18 protein-coding genes and 9 tRNA genes are annotated in these 26,454 nt (G+C 39.6%); 20 read left to right on the top strand and 7 right to left on the bottom strand.

Features of this window, described 5'->3' with window-relative positions:
• Positions 1–79: 79 nt before the first annotated feature.
• Positions 80–2,074, bottom strand: a complete 1,995-nt coding sequence (uvrB, locus tag HWV03_RS07740; RefSeq protein WP_211679183.1) for an excinuclease ABC subunit UvrB — start codon at positions 2,072–2,074, stop codon at positions 80–82.
• Between the two features lie 767 nt (positions 2,075–2,841).
• On the opposite strand from uvrB, the gene HWV03_RS07735 reads away from it, so the two are divergent.
• The 18 genes from HWV03_RS07735 (at position 2,842) to HWV03_RS07650 (ending at position 15,364) form a co-directional block, all read left to right on the top strand.
• A tRNA-Asn gene (locus tag HWV03_RS07735) sits at positions 2,842–2,917 on the top strand.
• Between the two features lie 133 nt (positions 2,918–3,050).
• Positions 3,051–3,126, top strand: a tRNA-Asn gene (locus HWV03_RS07730).
• A 134-nt stretch (positions 3,127–3,260) separates the two neighbouring features.
• Positions 3,261–3,336: transfer RNA gene (locus HWV03_RS07725), tRNA-Asn, on the top strand.
• Between the two features lie 47 nt (positions 3,337–3,383).
• Positions 3,384–3,459: transfer RNA gene (locus HWV03_RS07720), tRNA-Asn, on the top strand.
• Between the two features lie 47 nt (positions 3,460–3,506).
• Positions 3,507–3,582: transfer RNA gene (locus tag HWV03_RS07715), tRNA-Asn, on the top strand.
• Between the two features lie 47 nt (positions 3,583–3,629).
• Positions 3,630–3,705: transfer RNA gene (locus HWV03_RS07710), tRNA-Asn, on the top strand.
• 47 nt (positions 3,706–3,752) lie between these two features.
• Positions 3,753–3,828 (top strand) — tRNA-Asn (locus HWV03_RS07705).
• Between the two features lie 47 nt (positions 3,829–3,875).
• A tRNA-Asn gene (locus HWV03_RS07700) sits at positions 3,876–3,951 on the top strand.
• Between the two features lie 85 nt (positions 3,952–4,036).
• Positions 4,037–4,112, top strand: a tRNA-Asn gene (locus HWV03_RS07695).
• Between the two features lie 232 nt (positions 4,113–4,344).
• Positions 4,345–6,204, top strand: coding sequence for an EAL domain-containing protein (locus HWV03_RS07690; RefSeq protein ID WP_211679182.1), 1,860 nt, complete (start codon positions 4,345–4,347; stop codon positions 6,202–6,204).
• A gap of 138 nt (positions 6,205–6,342) precedes the next feature.
• Positions 6,343–6,924: an electron transport complex subunit RsxA gene (gene rsxA / locus HWV03_RS07685; protein ID WP_026006230.1), complete on the top strand. Its 582-nt coding sequence runs from the start codon at positions 6,343–6,345 to the stop codon at positions 6,922–6,924.
• Between the two features lie 12 nt (positions 6,925–6,936).
• On the top strand, positions 6,937–7,485 hold the full coding sequence (gene rsxB, locus HWV03_RS07680; RefSeq protein WP_211674788.1) for an electron transport complex subunit RsxB: 549 nt from the start codon (positions 6,937–6,939) through the stop codon (positions 7,483–7,485).
• 5 nt (positions 7,486–7,490) lie between these two features.
• The gene (rsxC, locus tag HWV03_RS07675) at positions 7,491–10,292 is read left to right on the top strand and encodes an electron transport complex subunit RsxC (protein WP_211679181.1); all 2,802 of its coding nucleotides are present in this window, start codon (positions 7,491–7,493) and stop codon (positions 10,290–10,292) included.
• A gap of 1 nt (position 10,293) precedes the next feature.
• Positions 10,294–11,343 carry an electron transport complex subunit RsxD gene (gene rsxD, locus HWV03_RS07670; RefSeq protein WP_211679180.1) on the top strand — a complete coding sequence of 350 codons (1,050 nt, stop codon included), beginning with the start codon at positions 10,294–10,296 and terminating at the stop codon, positions 11,341–11,343.
• Between the two features lie 9 nt (positions 11,344–11,352).
• A complete protein-coding gene (rsxG, locus tag HWV03_RS07665; protein ID WP_211679179.1) occupies positions 11,353–11,988 on the top strand; it encodes an electron transport complex subunit RsxG in 636 nt (211 codons plus the stop codon).
• A complete protein-coding gene (locus tag HWV03_RS07660; RefSeq protein ID WP_211679178.1) occupies positions 11,985–12,692 on the top strand; it encodes an electron transport complex subunit E in 708 nt (235 codons plus the stop codon). Before rsxG ends, HWV03_RS07660 begins: the two co-directional genes overlap by 4 nt.
• Before the next feature lie 128 nt (positions 12,693–12,820).
• Positions 12,821–13,462, top strand: a complete 642-nt coding sequence (nth, locus tag HWV03_RS07655) for an endonuclease III (protein WP_211679177.1) — start codon at positions 12,821–12,823, stop codon at positions 13,460–13,462.
• 606 nt (positions 13,463–14,068) lie between these two features.
• Positions 14,069–15,364, top strand: coding sequence for a magnesium transporter (locus HWV03_RS07650; RefSeq protein ID WP_211679176.1), 1,296 nt, complete (start codon positions 14,069–14,071; stop codon positions 15,362–15,364).
• A gap of 211 nt (positions 15,365–15,575) precedes the next feature.
• On the opposite strand, the gene HWV03_RS07645 is transcribed toward HWV03_RS07650, so the two are convergent.
• The 4 genes from HWV03_RS07645 to HWV03_RS07630 form a co-directional block, all read right to left on the bottom strand.
• On the bottom strand, positions 15,576–16,142 hold the full coding sequence (locus HWV03_RS07645) for an acetate uptake transporter (protein ID WP_211679175.1): 567 nt from the start codon (positions 16,140–16,142) through the stop codon (positions 15,576–15,578).
• A gap of 523 nt (positions 16,143–16,665) precedes the next feature.
• The gene (gene gloA / locus HWV03_RS07640; RefSeq protein ID WP_211679174.1) at positions 16,666–17,106 is read right to left on the bottom strand and encodes a lactoylglutathione lyase; all 441 of its coding nucleotides are present in this window, start codon (positions 17,104–17,106) and stop codon (positions 16,666–16,668) included.
• A gap of 140 nt (positions 17,107–17,246) precedes the next feature.
• Positions 17,247–19,196: an LTA synthase family protein gene (locus HWV03_RS07635; protein ID WP_211679173.1), complete on the bottom strand. Its 1,950-nt coding sequence runs from the start codon at positions 19,194–19,196 to the stop codon at positions 17,247–17,249.
• A gap of 264 nt (positions 19,197–19,460) precedes the next feature.
• Positions 19,461–20,342, bottom strand: a complete 882-nt coding sequence (locus tag HWV03_RS07630) for a flagellar protein MotY (RefSeq protein WP_211679172.1) — start codon at positions 20,340–20,342, stop codon at positions 19,461–19,463.
• Positions 20,343–20,562: 220 nt separating this feature from the next.
• Between HWV03_RS07630 and rnt the strand changes: the two genes are divergently transcribed.
• Positions 20,563–21,252: a ribonuclease T gene (gene rnt / locus HWV03_RS07625; RefSeq protein ID WP_211679171.1), complete on the top strand. Its 690-nt coding sequence runs from the start codon at positions 20,563–20,565 to the stop codon at positions 21,250–21,252.
• A gap of 97 nt (positions 21,253–21,349) precedes the next feature.
• On the opposite strand, the gene HWV03_RS22540 is transcribed toward rnt, so the two are convergent.
• Entirely contained in the window at positions 21,350–21,667 is a 318-nt protein-coding gene (locus HWV03_RS22540) for a hypothetical protein (RefSeq protein ID WP_255547114.1), read from the bottom strand.
• A 597-nt stretch (positions 21,668–22,264) separates the two neighbouring features.
• On the opposite strand from HWV03_RS22540, the gene HWV03_RS07615 reads away from it, so the two are divergent.
• Positions 22,265–23,590 (top strand): Na+/H+ antiporter family protein, encoded by a 1,326-nt coding sequence (locus tag HWV03_RS07615; protein ID WP_211679169.1) that lies wholly within the window; start codon positions 22,265–22,267, stop codon positions 23,588–23,590.
• 69 nt (positions 23,591–23,659) lie between these two features.
• Here the strand turns inward: HWV03_RS07615 and HWV03_RS07610 are convergent, their stop codons facing one another.
• Positions 23,660–26,437 (bottom strand): RHS repeat domain-containing protein, encoded by a 2,778-nt coding sequence (locus HWV03_RS07610; RefSeq protein ID WP_211679168.1) that lies wholly within the window; start codon positions 26,435–26,437, stop codon positions 23,660–23,662.
• Positions 26,438–26,454 lie beyond the last annotated feature (17 nt).

The following is a 26,454-nucleotide window of genomic DNA, read 5'->3' as shown; positions in this document are numbered from 1 at the left end:
ATAAAAAGCGAAACCGACTTAACGTTATTTACAGTCATTGGTTTCGCTTTTTCGTTTCTATTAACTTAGCTGTTCACGACTATTGAATTAATTGCTCACGCAGTTTAGCCACTTTATCGCGTGTTTCACCGGCTTTTTCAAACTCTAAATCTTGTGCGTATTTATACATCTGCTCTTCTAAGCGCACGATCTCTTTACTCAGCTCTGCTGGAGTAAACACTGCATAGGTCGCTTTCTGTTCGGCAATATGCATCATTTGTTGCTCTGGTGTTCTACCTATATTTAAACCATCACCGACCTTCTTCTTCAGTCCTTTTGGTATAATGCCATGCTTCACGTTATGTTCATGCTGCAAAGCACGGCGACGCTCAGTTTCACTAATGGCTTTATCCATCGATTTGGTGATGCGATTAGCATATAAGATAGCTTTACCTTCGAGGTTACGAGCAGCACGGCCAATGGTCTGGATCAGCGAGCGTTCAGAGCGTAAAAAACCTTCTTTATCGGCATCTAAGATAGCAACCAAAGACACCTCAGGCATATCTAGACCTTCACGTAGTAAGTTAATACCAACGAGTACATCAAATACACCTAAACGTAGATCTCGAATAATCTCCACACGCTCAACAGTATCAATATCTGAGTGTAAATAACGCACCTTCACGCCATGATCGGCAAGGTATTCTGCTAAGTCTTCAGACATACGCTTAGTTAATGTCGTTGCGAGTACCCTTTCGCCCTTTTCTACACGTATATTAATTTCGCTGAGTAGATCATCAACCTGCGTATCAACCGGACGTACTTCAATGATTGGATCTAATAACCCTGTCGGTCGTACGAGCTGCTGAACAATTTCACCTTCGCAACGATCCAGCTCATACTGACTCGGCGTTGCTGATACGTATAAGGTTTGCGGTGAGATAGATTCAAACTCTTCAAACTTAAGCGGTCTATTATCTAATGCCGATGGTAAACGGAAACCAAACTCAACCAATGTTTCTTTACGTGAGCGGTCACCTTTATACATAGCACCAATTTGCGGTACGGTTACGTGGGACTCATCGATAACCAGCAAGCCGTCATCCGGTAAGTAGTCCAATAAGGTTGGAGGCGCATCACCTGGAATACGACCTGATAAATAACGAGAGTAGTTTTCAATGCCCGAGCAATAACCAAGCTCTTGCATCATCTCAATATCAAATTGCACACGTTGGCTAACCCGCTGTTCTTCAATTAACTTGTTTGCTGATAATAACTGTTTCTTACGTTCTGACAATTCTACCTTGATGTGTTCAATTGCATCTAAGATCTTTTCTCTTGGCGTAACATAGTGCGTCTTAGGATAAATAGTCGCGCGCTCAGACGTCTTTTCGATAGCACCTGTTAATGGATCAAAATAGCTAATACGTTCAATTTCATCATCAAACATTTCGATCCGAACCGCATGCTTATCTGATTCTGCTGGATAGACATCGATAACTTCGCCACGTACACGGAATGTCGAACGTTTAAAGTCCATATCATTACGCGTATATTGCAATTCAGCTAAGCGACGAATGATACTGCGTTGGCTGATAATTTCACCCACGGACACATGTAACATCATTTTTAGGTAAGATTCTGGATCGCCCAAACCATAAATAGCAGAAACAGACGCAATAAGGATCACATCACGACGCTCTAACAATGCTTTTGTTGCTGATAGACGCATTTGTTCAATATGGGCATTTACAGCTGCATCTTTCTCAATAAAGGTATCAGTACTTGGTACGTATGCTTCTGGCTGATAATAATCGTAATAAGAAACAAAATACTCTACCGCATTATTAGGAAAAAACTCTTTCATCTCGGCATAGAGCTGTGCGGCAAGCGTTTTGTTTGGTGCCATGAGTAATGTAGGACGATTTAATTTCGCAATCATATTAGCAACAGTGTAGGTTTTACCCGACCCTGTAACACCTAATAAGGTTTGACTGGCGACACCAGCATTAAAACTATCAACCAGCTGTTCAATTGCTTGAGGCTGATCACCACTCGGGGTATATTCAGAACATAAATCGAATAAAATCGTCATTATTTAAGATCACAACTCGGCTTTTAAATATATATGTTACCCATAATACCAATTTACACTTATCGCGCCATAAGAATTATCTATCCGCACTGAGAGTTTGATGGATAATGCGAATAGAAACTACAACAGGTAACATAAAAAACAAAATGTCAAGTAGTTATCAACAGGAATTGAAAATACTGCATTTTCATGGTCACTTTTGATACAAGCATTTGAATGCATAAGTTATCAACAGATTTAAACACAAGACTAAAAACCTAAAGCACTGATTTAATGGAGAATGAGCTAATATAACTTATATCAACATGCGCTTTTTAAAATCCCTAGATTAGTTACTCTTTTACTTTTACAGATTTAATCAACAGAGTTACCCACAGATTTAGTGGATAACTTAATTAAAAATGTCATATTCACAATGCTCAATAACAAAAAGACATATTGTTATGTATAAAATTTAAATTAAACTTGTTTGTGATGGCCCATATTTGTAAAAGCCGTTTCGTATTATTAAAAATCTCTGCTATATAGAAAGAAACTAGCGATATAAGATAGGTTCGGTATTGCTCTTCTATAGTAAGACCCAAATATTTACATGCTTGTCGTACAAATCAATTGTTTACTTAAACTACGCTATCAATATTTCTTAGGCATCATCGGTCAGTTATTCGACAAAAAAAAGGCAAATAACAGTTTTGGCCGTTTTATTATTGACAGTAGAATCATCTGACTTTAATATTCGCTCCGTCTTCAACACAAAGACAAGTAATTCCCCTTTAGTTCAGTTGGTAGAACGGTGGACTGTTAATCCATATGTCGCTAGTTCAAGTCTAGCAAGGGGAGCCATATTTTCTTTCTTTAACAGAGAAAGTAACAGTCAGTGATTTATTACACGTATCAATATACGGAGTTTGAATCATTGGTTGGCTTCACAAGAAGCACACAATTTATTAGCTTCAAGAGAAGCAAAAAGAATAATTCCCCTTTAGTTCAGTTGGTAGAACGGTGGACTGTTAATCCATATGTCGCTAGTTCAAGTCTAGCAAGGGGAGCCACATTTTCTTTCTTTAACAGAGAAAGTAACAGTTAGTGATTTATTACACTGTACTAACATACACAGTAATCATCATTAATTAGCTTCACAAGAAGCACACAATTTATTAGCTTCAAGAGAAGCAAAAAGAATAATTCCCCTTTAGTTCAGTTGGTAGAACGGTGGACTGTTAATCCATATGTCGCTAGTTCAAGTCTAGCAAGGGGAGCCATATTACCTAAACTGCTTATTACATAGCTGTTTATGAAAACGAATAATTCCCCTTTAGTTCAGTTGGTAGAACGGTGGACTGTTAATCCATATGTCGCTAGTTCAAGTCTAGCAAGGGGAGCCATATTACCTAAACTGCTTATTACATAGCTGTTTATGAAAACGAATAATTCCCCTTTAGTTCAGTTGGTAGAACGGTGGACTGTTAATCCATATGTCGCTAGTTCAAGTCTAGCAAGGGGAGCCATATTACCTAAACTGCTTATTACATAGCTGTTTATGAAAACGAATAATTCCCCTTTAGTTCAGTTGGTAGAACGGTGGACTGTTAATCCATATGTCGCTAGTTCAAGTCTAGCAAGGGGAGCCATATTACCTAAACTGCTTATTACATAGCTGTTTATGAAAACGAATAATTCCCCTTTAGTTCAGTTGGTAGAACGGTGGACTGTTAATCCATATGTCGCTAGTTCAAGTCTAGCAAGGGGAGCCATATTACCTAAACTGCTTATTACATAGCTGTTTATGAAAACGAATAATTCCCCTTTAGTTCAGTTGGTAGAACGGTGGACTGTTAATCCATATGTCGCTAGTTCAAGTCTAGCAAGGGGAGCCAAATTCTTTATTATCAATATAAAGAGTCATAGTATGTTGTATAAATAATCACAACATATTAGCTTTGTAAAAAGCACACAATTTGTTCCCCTTTAGTTCAGTTGGTAGAACGGTGGACTGTTAATCCATATGTCGCTAGTTCAAGTCTAGCAAGGGGAGCCACTTCTTTTAATATCTAATAATCCCACCTAATAACAAGATCTATAATAATACTCTTGACGAGTAAATTAATATTTATAACTAGAACACCTCTCCGACTAAAGTTTAATTTTTACTAAAATAGTGCCCGTTATCGCATAATCTATATCCGACTACCCCTTATACGTATTTTTATTGATCTAAACAGGTTAATCTAGCCTAACAAGGATGTAAAAATATTATAGGGATAATGAAAATGACGGATTATTTTCGCTGCAACCTTTCTATCACATTTGTTTTTTTATGTATGTTGATCAGTTCATTAGGGCTTGGCTACCATTCATTAAATTCATCATTGTCGGTACAAGGCAGTATTGTTAATGATGCATTGAGTCAAAGAATAAGTCTTGATTCAATTACGGATAATAATACGAAATTATTAACAGAACACCTCGGACTAAGCCAATTATTCATTCAAACAGAATCTATATCTTCGAGTTGGGACTCCAATATCAACTACCCTATCCTGATCCAGTTGCTCTTCCCTCAACTCGCTAAAAAGTTTTCAGGTGCCACAGATTTATTTAGTTATAAATTTAAGCTCAGATTTAATGACAAAGATAACGCACAAATTAAATTACTAAGCACTTTTATTATTTCACTCTTTATCGCCTATTTATTATGCCTTGCGTCCGTAAAACGATTATTAGTTAAGTTAGAAAGGAATATCTTGAAGGAAATGGGTAACACGGAAAAACCAAAATACCATGTATTTCCAGCTATCACCCGCCGTCTTGCCCAGCATAAAGCAGACCATCATAAAGAATTACAAGATCAGCATGATAAAATTGAAGCCCTATCAAAACAAATTAATATGGATAATTTAACTGGTTTATACAATCGATTCTACTTTCGTGGTGAGCTTGTAGATGTATTGTCGGAAAAAAATAAACCCCAATCAGCCATTCTCGCATTAATTCGCGCAACGGCGCTTGGACATATCAATAAACACAGAGGGTTTCAGCGCGGCGATACTTACCTAAAAGATATATCTAATATTCTTAAGCAATGTACAAAACGTTATCCCGATAGTCGATTATACCGCGTTTCAGGCCCTGATTTCGCCATTATCATACCTAATATGACTGCAGCCGTCGCACATAAATTGGCACGAGAAACCAAAGCGAATCTTGATGATTATCAATCACTTAACGATCTAGAAAATGTTGCGTATATAGGTATAACGACAGTTCATTCTGGCCAGCAGCCTGAACAAGTATTAGCGCGTGCGGATACTGCATTAGCGAAAGCACAACTCGAAGGACCTAATTATTGGGCATTCCAACAGCAAGATGCCCAGCAAGAAAATCAAGGACAATCTTATTGGAAAGATGTGATTGAAGAGATTATCAATAAACGCAGCCTGATGTTACTCAGTCAACCAGTACAACCCATCCACCGTAACATGAAAAACTACCAAGAAATTTATACTCGTTTTATTGGTAGCAACAATGCCATACTGCCAACTCACACCTTATTTGCAATGGCTCAACGCTTGGATTATACCGTTAAGCTTGACCAAATAATTATCGAAAACATCATCAGTAATAGCCGGACACAAATGGATGGTTCCAGTCGGTGGGGAGTTAATCTAACCTCACAGTCCGTGCAAAGTAGCGCATTTATTGTCTGGCTAGAACGCTTATTATTACGCGAACCAAATATCGCGACCAATTTAGTTTTTGAAATTGATGAAGTTATTCTAGAAAGAAATATCGTCTCAAGTAAGCGAATAGTCGATATGCTGCGCCGCGTTGGTAGCCGCTCAGCAATTAGTAAATTTGGGCATGGTATTAGTTCATTCAAACTCTTTAGAGAACTAAAGCCAGATTACATAAAAATAGACAGTGGTTTAATTCAATCAATTACAGATGATAATGCAAGTCAGCAGTTTTTACGTATGATTGTTGACGTGGCTCATCGCATGAGTTGCCAAGTAATTGCCGAGGGCGTTGAAGACTTAGCGCAAAAGCAATTACTCGAATCCATGTATGTTGACGGGATCCAAGGTTATCTCATCTCAAAACCTGCTCCATTAAGTAAAATAGCCTGTTAAACAGCAAAAACCTTAGCTAGCGTAAGGATACTAATTAATTATTAGCCTTTTTACGTTATCAATTTACTTATTTTCTATTGTAACAATGATACAGATACCCGATAATATGGCCTCCCATAGTAACTGTATTACTCCATCATGACCGAATATCTTTTATTGCTAGTAAGCACTGTTCTTGTAAATAACTTTGTACTAGTCAAATTCCTTGGTTTATGCCCGTTTATGGGTGTATCGAGCAAACTAGAAAGTGCGATTGGCATGTCATTTGCGACAACGTTCGTACTGACGATTGCTGCCATGTCTTCATACCTTGTTGAAACCTATATTTTAACACCACTCGGTTTAGAGTATCTCCGAACGCTTAGTTTCATTCTTGTCATTGCCGTTGTCGTTCAATTTACCGAAATGGTTGTGCATAAGACTAGCCCTACTCTTTATCGTTTGTTAGGTATTTTCTTACCACTTATCACGACTAACTGCGCGGTACTAGGTGTTGCACTACTCAATATTAATGAAAAACATAACTTTATAGAAAGTGCCGTGTATGGTTTTGGTGCTGCAGTTGGGTTCTCATTAGTGCTTATATTATTTGCCGCTATGCGTGAACGGATCGCAGCAGCAAACGTCCCGGCCCCTTTTAAGGGTACTTCAATCGCCATGATCACAGCAGGTCTTATGTCACTTGCGTTCATGGGTTTTACGGGCTTGGTTAAACTTTAACTATTGATAACTATGACTACTATTCTTATTGCAATTATTACCCTTGTTATTCTCGCCGCTTTATTTGGGCTCGGGCTCGGCTGGGCAGCTATTCGTTTTAAAATTGAAGGCAACCCTGTTGTTGAACAGATCGATGCCGAGTTACCACAAACACAATGTGGCCAATGTGGCTATCCGGGCTGCAAGCCTTATGCAACAGCCGTGGCTAACGGTGAAGAAGTAAACTTATGCGTTCCAGGTGGTGCTGATACTGTCGAAAAACTTGCCGATATAATGGGAGTTGAAGTCAAGCCTATTGCAGAGCAAGAACACGACGCCAGTATCAAAATGGTTGCGCGAATTATTGAAGAAGACTGTATTGGTTGTACTAAATGTATTCAGGCCTGCCCTGTTGATGCGATTGCAGGTGCAACACGCGCCATGCACACAGTGATCGTCGATGCTTGCACAGGCTGTAAATTATGTGTTGCACCCTGTCCTACCGATTGTATCGTGATGGAACCAGTACAAGCTGCATGGAAGTGGCAATTAGACTCTATCCCTGTAGTGAATATTAAGTAGGTCACATGATTTCATTAATCGAACAAATTAAAAATGGTAAACTGTGGCGCTACTTTGGTGGTGTACATCCACAAGAAAATAAGGCCCAGTCAACGCGCTTAACAATTACGACGGCGAGTATCCCTAAACACCTGATAATTCCTGTTAAGCAGCACATTGGCCAAGGCGGTCAGATAATTGTTGCTCCAGGTGACAAAGTTTTAAAAGGCCAACCGCTAACAGCATCCGACTCGTTTATGTCTGTGCCGGTTCATGCCCCAACGTCAGGTACGATTGAGCATATTGCACAATATCCAAGTACTCACCCATCAGCAACGCCTGAAATTGCAATAAAACTAATTTGCGATCAAGAAGATCGAACACTCGAAAATCAGCCAGCACTCGATTATAAGCAGCTATCAACAGCTGAATTGCAACAACATATAAGCCTAGCCGGTGTTGCTGGTATGGGTGGTGCAGGTTTCCCAACGGCTGTAAAATTAAGTGATAAGCAGCCAATTGAGTTCTTACTAATCAATGCTGCTGAATGTGAACCTTATATTACTTCTGATGATGTGCTCATGCGTGAACGCGCTGATGATATAATTCAAGGTATTGAGATATTACGTCACATGATCAAACCTGTACTTTGTGTCATCGGAATTGAAGATAATAAACCTGATGCCGCAAATGCGTTAGAAACAGCGATTAAAACAGCCAATCTAAGTGCTGATATCATCGTACGTAAAGTGCCGACAAAATACCCGAACGGTGGTGAAAAGCAGTTAATTAAAGTATTAACGGGTAAAGAAATTAGTAAAGGTCAGATACCTGCACAATCAGGGGTCGTCATGCAAAACGTCGGTACTATTTATGCCGTCAAACAAGCAATCATAGATCGCCAGCCATTATTAAGCCGTATTGTTACCTTAACCGGCAAAGCATTCCCACAACCACGCAATGTAGAAGCGTTAATTGGTACGCCAATCAGTGCATTACTGGGTGAGTTCGAGTGCGATGAAGAAAAAGCCGCTGCGATTATTTATGGTGGCCCTATGATGGGATTTACATTACCGCACGGTCTGTTTTCACTGACTAAAACAGGTAACTGTATTTTAACGCCAATCAAAGATGAAATACCGCAAGTAAGAGAACCTGATGCGTGTATTCGTTGTGGTGAATGTTCTGAAGCTTGTCCAGTCGATTTATTACCACAGCAATTACATTGGTATAGCCAAGCAAAAGACGTCACTAAACTTGCCGATTATAATCTAATGGATTGTATCGAATGTGGCGCCTGTAGCTATGTTTGCCCGAGCCAAATACCACTTGTTCATCAATACCGTATTGCGAAAGTTGAAGTACGTGAAAGTGATGCAGAACTTGCTGCGGCTGCGATTGCTAAAGAACGTTTTGAGAAACGTAATGAACGCCTAGCATTAGAAAAAGCGCAGCGTGAACAGCGTCAAAAAGAAGCTGCAGAAAAACGCCGTGCAGCAGCAAAAGCGACGACGGGTGAAGATCCTGTTAAAGCCGCAATGGAACGTATCCAAAAAGCCAAAGCTGCAGAACAAGTTACAGCCGATGGTAACACAAATAAAGGTTCTGCAGTTGCGGATGCAATTGCTCGCGCTAAAGCCAAGAAAGCCGCTGCCGCATCCACTGATACTAGGGTTCCAGATAATACAGCTGTCATTGCAGAACGAAAAGCGAGAAAAGCAGCTGCTAAAGCTAAGCGAGAAGCCGAAGGTTCACAACCTGCAGAAACAACAACAACTAGTCCAGCGATTGAAGCGAAAAAAGCAGCGGTTGCCGATGCTATCGCTCGTGCTAAAGCCAAGAAAGCAGCTGCGCAATCAGGCGAAACCGTAACTGACACACCAGCGCCTGCAGTTGATGCCAAGAAAGCCGCCGTTGCTGCTGCAATTGCTCGTGCTAAAGCCAAGAAAGCAGCTGCGCAATCAGGCGAAACCGTAACTGATACACCAACGCCTTCAGCTGATCCTAAGAAAGCCGCCGTTGCTGCTGCAATTGCTCGTGCTAAAGCCAAGAAAGCAGCTGCGCAATCAGGCGAAACCGTAACTGATACACCAACGCCTTCAGCTGATCCTAAGAAAGCCGCCGTTGCTGCTGCAATTGCTCGTGCTAAAGCCAAGAAAGCAGCTGCGCAATCAGGCGAAACCGTAACTGACACACCAGCGCCTGCAGTTGATGCCAAGAAAGCCGCCGTTGCTGCTGCAATTGCTCGTGCTAAAGCCAAGAAAGCAGCTGCGCAATCAGGCGAAACCGTAACTGATACACCAACGCCTTCAGCTGATCCTAAGAAAGCCGCCGTTGCTGCTGCAATTGCTCGTGCTAAAGCCAAGAAAGTGGCTGCACAGTCAAGTGAAACAGCAACTGACACTGACATACCAGCGCCTGCTGCGGATCCTAAGAAAGCCGCCGTTGCTGCTGCAATTGCTCGTGCTAAAGCCAAGAAAGCGGCTGCACAGTCAAGTGAAACAGCAACTGACACTGACATACCAGCGCCTGCTGCGGATCCTAAGAAAGCCGCCGTTGCTGCTGCGGTTTCCCGCGCAAAAGCCAAGAAAGCAGCTGCGCAGTCAGGCGAAACCACAACTGATACACCAGCGCCTGCAGCTGATGCCAAGAAAGCCGCCGTTGCTGCTGCGGTTGCTCGCGCAAAAGCTAAAAAAGCCGCAGCGCAAACAAGCGATTCACCCGACGAGGCTCAACCAACCGAGCCTGTCGATAAGAAAAAAGCAGCTATTGCCGCGGCAATAGCAAAAGCGAAAGCAAAGAAACTAGCCCAACTTGGTGACAAATAACATGGCATTTAGATTAGCAAGCTCCCCCCATAATCACAGTGGTAGTAGCACCAGTAACCTGATGCGTACCGTTATTCTGGCGACAATCCCAGGTATTGCCGCACAATGGTATTTTTTTGGTGCAGGTAACCTCATCCATATCGTTTTGGCCTGTATGACAGCCATTATTACTGAAACCGTAATTTTGAAGTTACGTAAGCAACCAATACTAAGCCGAATACAAGATAACAGTGCTTTGTTAACTGGTTTATTAATCGGTATTTCAATACCCGGCTTTGCGCCTTGGTGGATCAGTGTCATGGGGGCAATATTTGCCATTGGTATTGCAAAACATCTTTATGGTGGATTAGGTCAAAATATCTTTAACCCTGCAATGGTCGCTTATGTGATGTTACTTGTTTCATTCCCGCTACAAATGACAACTTGGCCCCCTGTGAGTGAAATAACAGGTTATGAATTATCATTATGGGATGTCTTTAACGTTATTTTTTCAGGCGTTACCTTAGACGGTCATACCGCGCATCAGCTGATGCAAAATATTGACGGTATCACGATGGCAACCCCGCTTGATACCTTAAAAACAGGTCTGGCTATGGGGCATACGGTTAGCGAGATCCAAGCCAAAGAACAATTTAGCTGGTTATCAGGTTTAGGCTGGGAATGGATTAATTTAGCCTTCCTTGCAGGCGGTATTTATTTACTGAGTAAACGCGCGATCCTCTGGTATATCCCAGTAGGTTTGTTAGGTGGTTTATTTGTAATAAGCTTCATTGGCTACCTGTGGGAACCGGATGCTGTAGGTTCGCCAATATTTCACCTGTTCTCAGGTGCAACCATGTTAGGCGCATTCTTTATTGCCACCGACCCGGTATCAGCATCAACAACACCAAAAGGCCGACTCATATTCGGCGCATTAATTGGTGCATTAGTTTATATCATTCGAACTTGGGGCGGCTATCCTGATGCAATTGCGTTTGCAGTACTACTCGCGAACATGTGCGTACCGTTAATTGACTATTACACTCAACCCCGTGTTTACGGTCATAAATAGGAGATCACCATGTTAGTATCAATGAAAAAAAATGGTGCGATACTCGCCTTATTTGCTTTTGCTTGTACCTCTGTTGTTGCGATCACGAATACGGTGACAAAAGACCGTATTGCAGAACAAGAACAAACCCAATTACTGAAAATCATTAACCAGCTATTGCCAGAAAATGGTCATGACAATAATATTTTTCAAAGTTGTAAATTAATGACGAATGAAGCACTACTTGGCACATCTGAACCGCAACGTATTTTCACGGCAACAAAAAATAATGAACCTGTAGGCTACGCAATTGAAGGTATTGCACCAAAGGGCTATAGCGGTAATATTAAACTCGTTGTCGGTGTTGATACCGTCGGTAAAGTAACGGGTGTACGTATTCTTGGACACAATGAAACACCAGGATTAGGTGACAAAGTTGAATACCGTAAATCAAACTGGCTAGATGACTTTGTTGACCAAACGCTAACTAAAGAGAATGCACATACTTGGGCCGTGACTAAAGATGGCGGTGACTTTGATTCATTCACTGGCGCCACTATTACACCTAGAGCAGTTGTGAGTTCAGTGAAAGATATACTTACTTTTTATCAGTCAGATCAATTTTCTGAACTACAAAGCGCGCCTTCTTGTTGGAGTAAATCATGAGCCAATATCGAGATATTATCTATCAAGGGTTATGGAAAAATAATCCTGGTTTAGTACAAGTATTAGGGCTTTGTCCCCTACTTGCCGTAACGGCAACCGTCACGAATGCGATGGGACTAGGGTTTGCGACCTTATTAGTACTTGTTGCTTCGAATACGACAATTTCTCTGATACGTGAATACGTGCCAAAAGAGATACGTATTCCTATTTTTGTCATGATTATTGCCTCATTTGTAACAACAGTACAATTACTTATGAATGCCTATGTTTATGAATTATATCAATCTCTTGGTATTTTCATTCCGTTAATTGTAACCAACTGCATTATTATTGGTCGTGCTGAAGCATTTGCATCACGTAATAAAGTCTTACCTTCTGCGGCTGATGGCTTCTTTATGGGTCTTGGTTTTGCCAGCGTATTAATTGTATTAGGTGCTATTCGTGAAGTATTAGGTCAAGGTACTCTCTTTGACGGCATGGACCTACTATTAGGTGACTGGGCGAGTGTATTGCGTATTGAAGTCTTTCATGCGGATACAAGCTTCTTGTTAGCAATTTTAGCGCCCGGTGCATTTATCGGTATGGGATTTTTGATGGCTCTGAAGCATGCTATTGATGAACAACTAGATAAACGCCGTAAAGCACAGCCTGTTAGTGTATCTGAGCCTGAGTCAGTTTCAGATACTGAATCGACAGCGAATTAATCAACACAAACAGTTATTAAAACAACTTAAGCCATACTAATTTATAATTATCAGTATGGCTTTATCCAATTTCATTAAATAAGTGATCATCTATTTATTGTGATTGGTATCATATATAGGATCAAGATATGAACAAGGATAAACGCCGCATTATTTTAGAGCGTCTGCGTGATAATAATCCCCATCCTGAAACTGAGCTAAACTTCTCCTCAGCATTTGAGCTACTTGTTGCAGTTACGCTGTCAGCCCAGGCTACAGATGTGAGTGTAAACAAAGCGACTAATAAACTTTTTCCTGTTGCAAATACGCCACAAGCGATCTTTGATTTAGGTGTTGAAGGGCTAAAAAGCTATATTAAAACGATTGGTTTATACAACACCAAAGCTAATAACGTCATTAAAGCCTGTCAGATTTTATTAGAGAAGCACAATGGGGTTGTACCCGAAGATCTGGATGCCTTAGTTGAACTACCAGGTGTTGGCAGAAAGACCGCGAATGTTGTATTAAACACTGCATTTGGTTGGCCGACAATCGCTGTTGATACGCATATCTTCCGCGTCTCAAACCGCACTAAGTTAGCCATGGGTAAAAACGTTGATCAAGTAGAAGCAAAGCTACTAAAAGTGGTACCTGCTGAATTTAAAGTAGATGTGCACCACTGGTTAATTTTACTCGGTCGTTATACTTGCATCGCCCGTAAACCGCGTTGTGGATCTTGTTTAATTGAAGATCTTTGTGAGTTTAAAGACAAAATATACCCTGAAGAATAGCGACTCGCTAGAATGATATTTAATGTAAAGTATACCGTTTCAATATTGACTTTAAATATCATTAAACTTACAATCCGCTCGAATTAATCAAACAAAGGAAAATAATATGGAAAGCGACCATTGTAGGAGAGCCTATATATAGAGACTTGGATTTAACATTATAAAACGACTCCCTCCTCTATTTATACTCTCTCATTTTATAAAGCATAAATAATCTGAAATAATAATTATTATTCAGACGTATTTGCTATTCACTACAAATACCCCTTACTTTCGATAATTAATCGGTTATGGTAAGTAAAAGTTTAATCAATATTAAATTGAATCAAGTGTGTTTAAATATTAGCTATATGTAATAAGTAACGATTGTTAATCATTACGCTACAGCAGACATGGCTACATACAAGCACTTGATTTAACAGGTGATAAAATGGAAATTGACATTCCCCCTAGTCCACTACTAATCCCAAAAGCGATATGTAGTGGTAGTGTATTTAGACTTTAATATAATTAAAGCCTAAATTAAATAACGTAATTAATATACCCACCTTCGCTGCTATTAATATTATCAAATATATTTAATCCTATTATATTGGAGGACTTCTCATGTCCAATAATACAGCGCTAAAAAATAATACACACCAACCAACATCAAATGACAACGTAAACTTAAATTTTAATGATATTAATAATTCATTTGATTTATGGAGTGATGAAACGAAGAATAAATTAATTATGTTTTTCAAAAATAATTCAATAGAAGATATTCGTCATTGGTTTAGTAATAAAACATTAAATCAATACCATCAAATAAAAAAATTATCGTTAGAGGATATTGGTTTAGATTTAAAAAAATTATTACCTGCTTGGCTACTTGCCGATATTGAGATTTTAAGTTCGGTTAACAGTCCAGTATTTTCTGTTATGTCACCATCTACCCCCCTGCTGCTAAATTCTAATATGTCAGTTGCAGAGACAGTAAAGCACGTTAAATTAATGGAAAAAGGTCTCCACTCTAAAGCTGCAATAACTGTTGACCAACATGGGCGTTATTATGGTTTATTGGAATTACAGATGCTGCTCCAACATGATAATGATGTCTTATTAGCAGATATAGCATTGCAAGTTGAACCTTGCCATCTTGGGGAAGATCAAGAGTATGCAGTCAGCCAATTACAAATGAGCAATACAGACTATTTACCCATTGTTGATATACGCGGCCATCCAGTTGGGTTGTTTCAATGGCAGCAAGCCTCTCAAGTGATGCAGGTGGAGTTAACGGAAGATGTAAATCTACAAATGGGTATTCAGAGCAACCTAAACGAGCCAAGTTACCTTGATATGTCAGTAACAGATCATGTGCGTAAACGCATATTTTGGGTGTTGGGTTTAGCTGCTATCGGGATCTTCTCTGGCATGATTATTCAGAGTTATGACGATGCGATTGCCGCATTAACAATACTCGCTTTATACATGCCTATGATTGCTGACACTGGCGGCAATGCTGGAAGTCAATCTGCAACTGTAATTGTACGTTCCTTAGCATTAGGGGAACTGAAAATTAAAAACTGGCTCACTGTTGTCTGGAAAGAGTTAAAAATAGCGAGTTTAATCGGTTTAGCGTTAGCAGTCGCTTCATTTATAAAGGTCTATTTTTTATCGGGTAGCACCGAATTACCGGGCAATATAACGTTGACATTACTAGGTTCAGCGATCGCATTAGCATTGTTTTTACAGGTACTGACGGCGACCGTTATTGGTGCAACTTTACCGTTAATAGCGAAGTCATTTCGATTAGATCCTGCCGTTGTAGCAAGTCCTGCTATTACTACCTTCGTTGATATTACGGGGTTATTGATTTATTTCTATATCACCACGACCTTACTTGGTATTACGGCTTAATTCTCTGTATTTAAATAGTAAAACTATATTGTTGGTCTTGGTGGCGATTTACGAGAAAAAGGGATTAATTAAAAACACGCGATATTGGCTATCAAAAAGGCGCGTTCAAATCATTGAACGCGCCTTTGTAATATTCATGTTTAATCGCTCTATTTACCTATTATACAAAACAGGCTTCGCGATTACCCATTATATAAAACAGGCTTCGCGATTATTTAAAAACAGGTTTGCCAACAGGCATAACTTCACGGCCGAACTCGCCATTTAGTATTTGTGCCATGCTGAAATACATCGCACTTAAACCGCAGAAAATGCCAACATAACCAGCGATTACACCAATTACAGCACTGCCACTAAAATCACGAATAGCTAGCAGGAAAAATAATGCTGTTAATGAAGCAAATATGATTTGTTTTGCTCGTGGGTAGCGTAATGAACCAACGAATAGACCCGCAGTAAATAAGCCCCATAATAACAAATACCATGCCATGAATGGTGCAGGGCTTGCCGCTACGCCCATTTTAGGCATTAAGATCAGACCAACTAATGTTAACCAGAAAAAGCCATAAGAGATGAAGGCAGTTGTGCCAAACGTATCATTACGTTTGTAGCATAAAATACCCGCTATAATTTGGCTAATACCACCGTAGAAAATACCCATTGCAAGTATCATTGAATCCATAGGGAAAAAACCCGCATTATGGATATTTAATAAAACGGTAGTCATACCGAAGCCCATTAGGCCCAGTGGTGCTGGATTAGCTAGTTGTGTAGACATTACATATAAAACCTGTCGAATTTAAAGAGGCCGCGATTGTAGATTAATAATTCTAACAGGGCAATTTTTAATAGTTTAAAATATCAACAAAGCTATAAATATAATTTAATTCTAACGTTAAAAACGATAAAAACAAATTTAAATAAAAAGTTAACCTTTTTAACAAGTTGAATAAAAACAATAACACCACGATACAAGCCATTGATATTAAAAGCTTGGGCACATGTTAATTGTTAAATAAAAATATAGATAAGAATGTTTACATTTTATTTTCATTGAAATAGAACAACTAAAATTAATTTAGCAAGAGTTATTCTCTTTATTCATAAAGAATCATATATGTATATCAATCTGTTATATGATGCAGTTTTTATATATTTAAAAACTAAAGGAAGTGTTTAATATAACTTTATAGTATATTAAAGTTAAATAGTAGTAAGATTAAATTAATGTGACTTATTAACGATGATAAAATTTAATAAATCACACTAATAGCGAGTGATTGCAACCCAGTAATGACTTGTTACCATTCACCAATATTTTGCATTGAAGCCCAAGGTTCTTGTGGTGCTAATTTATCGCCTTTTTGTAATAACTCGATAGAGATGCCATCCGGTGAGCGGATAAATGCCATATAACCATCACGTGGAGGACGGTTAATAATGACACCAGCGGCCTGTAAATCTGCACATGTAGTATAAATATCTTCAACTTCGTAAGCTAAGTGACCAAAATTACGACCGCCTTCATACTCTTCTTCATCCCAATTGTAGGTAAGTTCAAGTGTTGGGCTAGATGTTTTTTTCGCTTGTTCTGCATCGCCAGGAGCAGCTAAAAAGATGAGGGAAAAACGTGCAGCTTCATAATCATTACGTTTAACTTCGATTAAACCAAGTTTATTACAGTAAAAGTCTAAGGATGCTTCCAAATTTTTGACACGAACCATTGTATGTAAGAATTGCATAACACGTCCTATACAGCTGAGTGATATTGAAGAATTGCTTATACTAATGATATCACAATAAAAAGGCGCTAAGAGTATCGTTCTTAACGCCTTTATATCATAGCTATACTAAGTCAAGCTTAAGCCTGAACAGATTAATACTAATTTACTGGTGTGTATAAGTTATTCTTATAAGCTAAACTACCCCATAGTGCATTAGCTTTAGCCTTAATGACCATATCTTTCGATACTGGCTTACTGGTCAAGTTCGTAGTGTTTGCATCGTAATGGTAGCTAGATTCTGGCTTTTCAGGCTGGAAAATAACGACATCATTATTATTGTCCATCCACGCAAAGTTTTTATAGAACTGCATCATCGCACGTAACTTCGATGGGTCAATGTTTTGTGTCATATCGTGACCAATCATTGGCGTCACACTATCAATGCCAGCCAGTGACAATAATGTTGGTAGCAGATCGATTTGACTTGTTAAGCGATCATCCTGACGCGGCTTCACATCACCACCAAAGATCACAGCTGGAATACGGAAATGGTCAATCGGTACTAATTGGTTTCCGTAAGCACGTGAATCATGATCCGCAATCACCACAAAAATAGTGTCTTTCCAATACGACGACTTTTTCGCTTTATTAATAAAGGTTCCTAATGCGTAGTCTGAATATTTAGCTGCATTTTCACGTGTTTGCTTCGGTGTGTTATACGCTGTAATACGATTATCAGGATAATCAAACGGGCTATGATTCGATGAGGTAAACACTAAACTGAAAAATGGCTTGTCTTGCTTAGACAACATGGCGAATTGCTCGTCCGCTTTATCGTACAGGTCTTCATCTGACGCCCCCCAAGATCCTACAAATTTAGGGTTACTAAAGGTTGGGAAGTCTTGCATATCAACAAAGCCATTACCTAAGAAGAAGCTTTTCATGTTATCAAAATAGCTCTCTCCACCATAAATGAACTGAGTGTGGTAACCTTTTTTCTTCAATGCATTTGCTGCCGTAAAGAAGTTAGTTTGGCTTTTACCTAATTTAACAACAGAACGAGCAGGCGTTGGGGAGAATCCCGTTACTACAGCCTCAATGCCTCGAACTGAACGCGTACCAGTTGCATACATACGATTAAAACTCCACGCTTCTTGTATGAGAGCATCAAGATTTGGTGTCAGTGGTAATCCCCCTAAAGCCCCCACATATCGCGCACCTAGACTCTCTTGCAACAAAATCACAATGTTCTTTGGTTTACCTTGGTAAGTTGCTTTACGCATAGCAAGAGTGGGCTGTTCGTTTGATGTAAACTGCTCAGGAGAAAGACTCGTCGATTCACGGATCAATTTAATGATTTGTTGTGTATCCATCTTACCGTAATATTTAAACGCGTCATCTTCAGACTTCATTTGCTTCACCGCGAATAGCAATGAATAAGACGAGTTTAACGCAAGGTCATTCATCAGAGGGTCGCTTGAAAACGCAATCATTGCAGGATTCATCGGACGATGCCCCAAAGTAGAACGGGCCCCCATCACACAAACAGCTACCACACACAATGCTAATATAGGACGCCAGTACCAACGAGGGAATGTCAGCCCTTTAACAAGATGACCACTTAATTTCCACCCTCCCAGCACGGTTATAATTGACGCAACCATACCAATAAATAACTCGAGCTTGTAACCACTCCAAAGCATGCCAAACACTTCTTTCGGGTAAATCAAGTACTCGACAAACAGACGATTCGGACGAACATCATACTCCATAATAAATGAAGGTGTCGCTAGCTCCATATACATCACGAACCACAAGCCTGTCACTATCCACAAACGAAGTATTACATGCCAAATTCGCCCAACCAGACCATCGTTAGAAAGAAAACACGTCAGCATTGCTGGTAATATCAACAAATAAGACAAACTCGCGATATCGATGCGTAAACCACTAAGAAAAATCGTCCCCCAACCGCTAACGTCAGTAACACGATCTGCCTGCCAGAGGCTTAATCCTAGTCGAGAAATGTTTAATAGAATGAGGCAAATAAAGAATGTAGTAACAATGGGGTAAAGTACACCCAATCGTCGTTTTGAAGAGTTAAGCATTAAATATCCTTTAGCTAAAAACGTCGTTCCATTTCTATGTGGAACAATTAATTCAGCTGATTATAAAGTACACAACTAAACCATAAAATGGTTTATTACAATGGCTTACAAATTAATACATTGTCTTACAGGTAAAACATAGGTTAATTCATATAAATAATACCGGTAGTTTAGTAAAAGACTCTGCGTAGTACTTTATTTATAATGATTTTGTACAGACAGTCTATATTGAGAATATCAATATAGACTAAGAAATGAATGCGATTAAAGAATGGGTTGCCCTAATGATATCACAACGCGTTGATTTTTTTGTCGTTCAATAATATTACTATTCGATGCTATTTGGCTTTTCTCGCCATAACCATTGGTTTCGATTTCTAGGTTTTTAAGGCCACTGTCTAAAAAATATTGCTTAATATTTTCGGCACGTAACGAAGATGTTTGTAAATTTTGTAACTCGTCGCCATAGCTACCAGTATAACTATCAACAACAACAACATTAATGTCTGGACTGTATTGTAAAAATTCACTGATCATCGCTAAACGTTGTTGACTTTTCTGTGTTAACTCATCACTTGCGGTATTGAAATCAAGTACCGAATAAGCAATATCATCCAAGCTATAGGGTAATAGGTTACTCACGCATTCTAGAAATTCTTGGTATTTATTTTGGAAGTTAACCGAAGACAGACCAACGCTAATAAACTCACCGCCGCGGTACCAGTCTCGAAAGTAGAATGTGGGATAGTCGCCAGAATCTAATGCATCAAGCATGCGCCAAGCAGGCTGCTCACTCACATACCCCGTAAATTGGCGGTACAGTTTAACATCAGCAAGATCTTGGGCTGCACTCCCCGGCTTCCAGCTTGGTGGAACAGAACGTAATGAAGCCATTTCAGCTTGCGCAGGTAGACGTTTCATATCTAATTCAAAATCAAGGTTGATTAATTTCGAGGCGCGACTAGTAAAAATGGCTTGCCCGTAACGAGGAATATCATGCTTCAAGCTACATTGTACAGGCGTAGAACGACTATTTTCCCATTGAGAGAATTCGTAATTGGCCGCATAGTTTTTTATGTTAGCAGAAGCACTTGCTGAACCAAAAGCAACAAGTGAAGCAATTATAAAATGTTGGCAGTTGATCATACGGTTCAAAATCCTGTTTATTCGAAGCCCATATTAACTTATCGGTATTAAGTGAAATAACTTGAGTTACTTTTCTATAAATATCTAAAAAATAAAAAGTGCCTAAAATTGATTCCTTGTTGGTTATGCCGACAACTAGCAATAAATTAGTAAAGTTGATTAGAGGACAAGCAATTATTATGGCATAATCCTATCCAAGTCAACATTAATTAATGATCACATGAGCACAACTGAAAAATCAGCTTTTAGCCAACGATTCCGTGGCTACTTCCCTGTTGTTATCGATATCGAAACTGCGGGATTTAATGCACAAACAGATGCGATGTTAGAGATCGCCGCTTCTATCCTAGAAATGGATGAAGATGGTTATCTTAAAATTTCGCATACCTTACACTTTAACGTTGAACCATTTGAAGGTGCTAATTTAGAGCAAGCAGCCTTAGACTTTACCGGTATCGACCCAACTAATCCATTACGTGGTGCAGTGCCTGAACGCGAAGCGATCACCGAGATCTATAAAGCTGTGCGCAAAGGCTTAAAAGATACAGGTTGCCATCGTGCAATCATGGTTGCGCACAATGCGGCATTTGATCACGGTTTTTTAAGTGCTGCATCGAATAGAGAAAAGATTAAACGTAATCCTTTTCATCCTTTCGCTACATTTGATACCACGACACTTGCTGGTCTAGCCGTTGGTCAAACAGTACTTGCTAAAGCATGTATGGCTGCCGGTATTCCTTTTGATCATAAACAAGCGCATTCTGCTAAATATGATACAGAACAAACTGCGCAATTATTTTGCTACATAGTGAATAAATGGAAAGATATGGGCGGTTGGCCACTACCTGTTCCAGAAGAAGCAGAACTAGAAACGGTAAGTGATAGCACGTTAAACGCTGACACCGAATAAATCATTATGCCCCTTTGTAACAACAAGTATCGCGAACCTTCGTGACCCGTAATGTTGTAACTGTATAGGGGCAAAATATGAATATGAGTATTGCTACTTAAAACTTCCCCTTAATACCGATGGTCGTAGTACCTGTATCACTTTCATAATGAAAATGTAACACTGTCGCGCCATAACTTGCTCCAGCCAGACACCCTAATATGTTTGCCACCATGTCGTTTTTACTAAACTCATTCCCTTCCTGGCCCGCATCATAGGTTTCCTTCAAAACTCCAATAGATAAACCAACGAGTATCGTCTGCCACCAACTTTCTGTATACATCATGGTTGTACCGCAAATTACCGTCTCGGCAATAAAGTGTTTCTGTTTATCATGTTCTATATCTCCGGCATTTACGGAAGTAGAAATCAACATGAGTGAGACCCAAAATATACGTCGACACTGCGGCGTCACTCGCTCAACCAATTGATGTATAATTCGGATAGATTTATTCATATAAGCCGAATAGGGAGTCGTCTTAAGGGTGAAATACCGATGAAAGCGAGTTCTGATTACAATAGTATTGATTTTATTGTTATTTATTTTAGCTAAATTAATCATAAATTATTAAACACCATAAAAATCTAACAATGCTGCCTAAACACCGACTCTAATTCGAAAAATTCACCATAAAAACTTAATAAGCACAGATTTATTTTACAACAAAATTCCGCACAATTTAGGTGCCATCGCTAGAGCTAGCTGATAAAAACCCTATAAAGGACCTTAAAGAGCAAGAATTAAAGAATAAAAACCCAAGTGTATAAAGCAATGCTAGCACTCAAAATGCTCTTCGCAACAAATGATAAATATAAAAATAACTATCAAATAGTTAAGGTTTTTCATTTTTAACGGCAATAATTCACTACATCTGCATAATTACCCATAAATAGACTTAAAATTCACTTATCTTATGTAGTATAGTTTTATATACTACCTTCAATAGAATTATTAACATTGGAAAGTAGATAAATGAATCCTGTAGTTATCGCAGTGCTAGCTATGCTAATCCTCAGTTTTATGCGGATTAATGTGGTTGTAGCACTAACAATTAGTGCCTTTTTAGGTGGTTTAATTGGTGGTTTACCTTTAGAAGAAGTTATTTCGGCCTTTAACTCAGGTTTAGGTGGTGGTGCGTCAATTGCCTTAAACTATGCCATGTTAGGTGCATTTGCCGTTGCAATATCAAAGTCAGGTATTACAGACCTACTCGCAGCTAAAATTGTTAGCCGTCTAGGTGATGGTAACTCACAACGTCAAATTAACGGTTTTAAGTACGGTTTGCTCTTCACCTTACTACTTGTCGCGATCTCATCACAAAACGTTATCCCTGTTCATATTGCCTTTATTCCTTTACTTGTTCCCCCGCTACTTGGTGTGATGACTAAATTAAAATTAGACCGTCGTGCTGTCGCTTGCGTGATCACTTTTGGTCTAACTGCAACGTATATGTTCCTACCTATCGGTTTTGGTGGCATCTTCTTAAACAACATTCTACTTAAAAATCTAAATGATAACGGTGCGAATGTTGTTGCTGAGCAATTACCAACGGCAATGGCTTTACCTGTATTAGGTATGGTTATTGGTTTAATTACGGCCGTGGCATTTACCTATCGTAAACCTCGTGAATATTTGGTTGAAAGCGAATTAACCGCTAAAGAAAATAAACCGGTTGAATTTAACCCTCGTCACATCATTGTGGCTATGGTTGCGATTGTTTCAGCATTAAGCTTACAGTTAACTTATGATTCAATCATTCTTGGCGCACTCACAGGCTTCATTATCTTCACGCTTGGTGGTGTTATAAAATTCCACGAAACACAAGATATGTTCACTCGCGGTGTACACATGATGGCAATGATTGGCTTCATTATGATCGCGGCATCAGGTTTTGCTGAAGTAATGAAAGCAACAAGCGGTGTTGAATCATTAGTGAGTTCAATCGGTGGTGTCATTGGTGACAATAAAGGTCTGGCTGCATTGCTAATGCTAGTAACAGGTTTATTGGTAACGATGGGGATTGGTTCATCTTTCTCTACAATCCCAATTCTTGCGACTATCTATGTACCTCTTGCTTTGCAGTTTGGTTTCTCACCATTAGCAACAGCATCTCTTGTTGGTACTGCTGCCGCGCTTGGTGATGCAGGTTCACCAGCATCAGACTCAACATTAGGTCCAACATCGGGTCTAAATGTTGATGGCCAACACGATCATATTCGTGACTCGGTGATCCCAACGTTCATCCACTATAATATTCCGCTTATTATCTTTGGTTGGATTGCTGCGGTTACTCTATAAAAATAGCAATCACGTATTTTAAAGGGTGAAGCTTATGCTTCACCCTACAATCTGTGCATAATGCCCACATTATTTTACATATTTTATGTAGCCAATGAATGTCAAATATTCTTTTTTAGACTCTTCCGAGAGGTGTTTTAGATTCATAAAGTCCTGTGCGGAACCATCAAAAATACCCGGTAATTTTGATGTGTTTTGGCCTTGGAAAAATTGTTTCCAGGTGCCATCAGTAAAGGTACTTCCCCCTGTTGTATTAAAATGATGATTCCATTTAATGTTCGTCCCACCATTGTATGGTTCAACTTCTTTAGAGTGCCCGCCTATTGCCTCCGTTACTGACGCGCACATTCCTCGTCCAATCCATTCATTACCTTGAACCCCCTTATCAGCCATGGCTTGTATATTATTAGTGTACATACGATTTAATGTATACCCATCCTTTTTTAAGTCACTAACCAATATTTTTCTTCGAATTTTCTGTAGTCTTTTATCCGATAGGTCACCCTTTCCAGAAAGATTTACTTGCTCATCCACTGCTTTGTTACATTCATCGATACCTAATGGCAAGTTATGGCTAATTATTTTCTTGTAATCATGTATCGTATCCGCATACTTCTTATTTTTCTTATCCGCTAAAACTGTATCTAACTCTTTGTCTAAACTGGTATAATCTTTAATCTCATAAGGATTTCTCACTAATTTGCTTATTTTTTTCCCTACAATACTCAGTTTGTCATTCTCTTTTTTGAATGTACCTGTAGTTTGCTTATTCCACGCTTTCACATGCGCCTGATTAAAATATAAATCTTTACTTTTATCCGGACTTCTACCGTCTTTATCCCGTAAGGTAACCGGGTTATTCCTCACCATCCTATACAGGTTAAGTCCATCAATCGTCCAAGCAGGATCCGGATTTAACCAACGTCCCATCCACGGCATATAATAACGATAACCATAATAATACAGCCCTGTCGCATCCCGTTCCTTACCAGAGTAACGTACCGTTTTGTATTTGACCTCAATGCTGTTTTTGCCACGCCAAAGCGCTGAGCCACCAAACGGGTAATACTCCTCTTGGGTTAAAATAGCCGCGTGTTCGTCCAATTCTAGATTACAGCTACCCAAGTGATTATCTAGGTTGTATCTAAGCTGATTATTTGATATATCAGTCGGCTTTCCTTTCTCCCAATGTAACATTCGAACCTTGTTATGCCCCGTGTTCGTCATTGAGACCACTTGTAATGCTTCTATCACAATCCCATTTTTACGCATAACTCGCAGCTCTAGTCCCGGTAAATACACCACCTCTGACTCATCGCCCGTGTTACTGTCTGATAAAAATTTACGAAGGCGACTGCCTAGTCCCGAGTACTGATACACTTCTTTTTTTAAGTTCGTTAACGAGACTTGCTTTAACTGATCTGTACGTCCCCAAATTAAATTTTTACTGTGTTCAAGTAGTTTGATATTACCATGCGTATCAAAGTAACTGTCTACAGCCCCCGCCATAATGCTATTGTCACTGTTCTGCTGAATAACCCGGTTACTTTTATCCGAAACTGCCATTTTCAAGGTATATTGACTGCCATTATTGGCGTGATGGACAATCATGTGAAGATTTCCCCCTCGGTCATAACGATAAGTGCGGCTGTAGTTAACATACTGCGCACTATCATTAAGCTTAGGCAGCGATGCCACTTGAGTTGGCGCCTTATCATTTTCACGCCCCGTGGCCGAGATCAATTGATACAATGCATCGTAGGTATAGGTTTGTTTCGGTAGTACACGCTGATTTTTATAAAATCGCGGCGCCTCTGCACTGTCATCAACCGATAAAATATTCCCAACTCGATCATACTCATAATGCAAGTGCTGCAATTTTGCTGAACGGCCTGACTTTTCCAACCTTGTCGTTATCGTCTGCTGTAAACGCCAGTCTTGCTCATCATACAGATAAGAGGTGTTCACGCCATTACCTGCAGTTTCAGAAATAACTTGTCCATTCGCATTATGATCGATATGCGCTAAAATACTTTGCTCATCGTTAGAGCCTGATACTTGGAAATACGTGGCATTAACAGCCCCAGTTACATCATATTCACTGCGCTGTCGATTACCTTTGGCGTCTAACTGCATTAATATCATGCTCAAGGCATTATATGCACACAGGCTGGTATAAACGGTCGCATCCAATTTGTTTTGCCAATCCTGCACCACGTCACCCGACCAATGACTATCATCAACCTTAGATTTCAACAGCTGACGCGTTTGCACGAGTGGTTGTCCAGCCAGACTCATACTGCTTGTCTGAGCCAAGCCAGCATGATCATAATGACCAATTAATCGCATATTCAGATTTTTGTCAGTACTCTCTACGGTACCATCACCATAAATAAAACGCTCTGCCACCAGCTCAGCACCATCACACACACTGTCTCGCTGTATGTAAGCCGCAACAGGTCGATGTAACGCATCATCATATTCATAGCGACTCTTTGTCCCTTGCTCATCCCACGTTTTATGCAGTGCGCCTGTCACATCCGCTAAACGTATGCGAATGCCCGCATCAATACTGTTAACACGTAACTGTTCACCAGCCAAATTCGTAATATAGGCCATATTATGCTGAACATCTGTGCTTGGATTTATCGCTAACGCCGTGAAAAAACGAGGATCAATGCTGCTTTCAAGGTAACCTGCCGCATTATAAATATGGTGAGTAATCTGCGTATCTAACGCTTCATGATCTCTGGTACGGTTAAATTCAACAGTTCGAACAGCCAGTCCACAGTTATCTGTAACTGTAATGGTGGGCGTCCCACTGTACATATTTGGGGTTGCTGCCATTTAATTTCCCTTTATGT

Origin of the sequence: Moritella sp. 36 (genome assembly GCF_018219415.1) — a bacterium.
GTDB lineage: Bacteria > Pseudomonadota > Gammaproteobacteria > Enterobacterales > Moritellaceae > Moritella.
The sequence above is the reverse complement of the archived record's forward strand: the minus strand, read 5'-3'. Positions and strand labels throughout refer to the sequence as shown.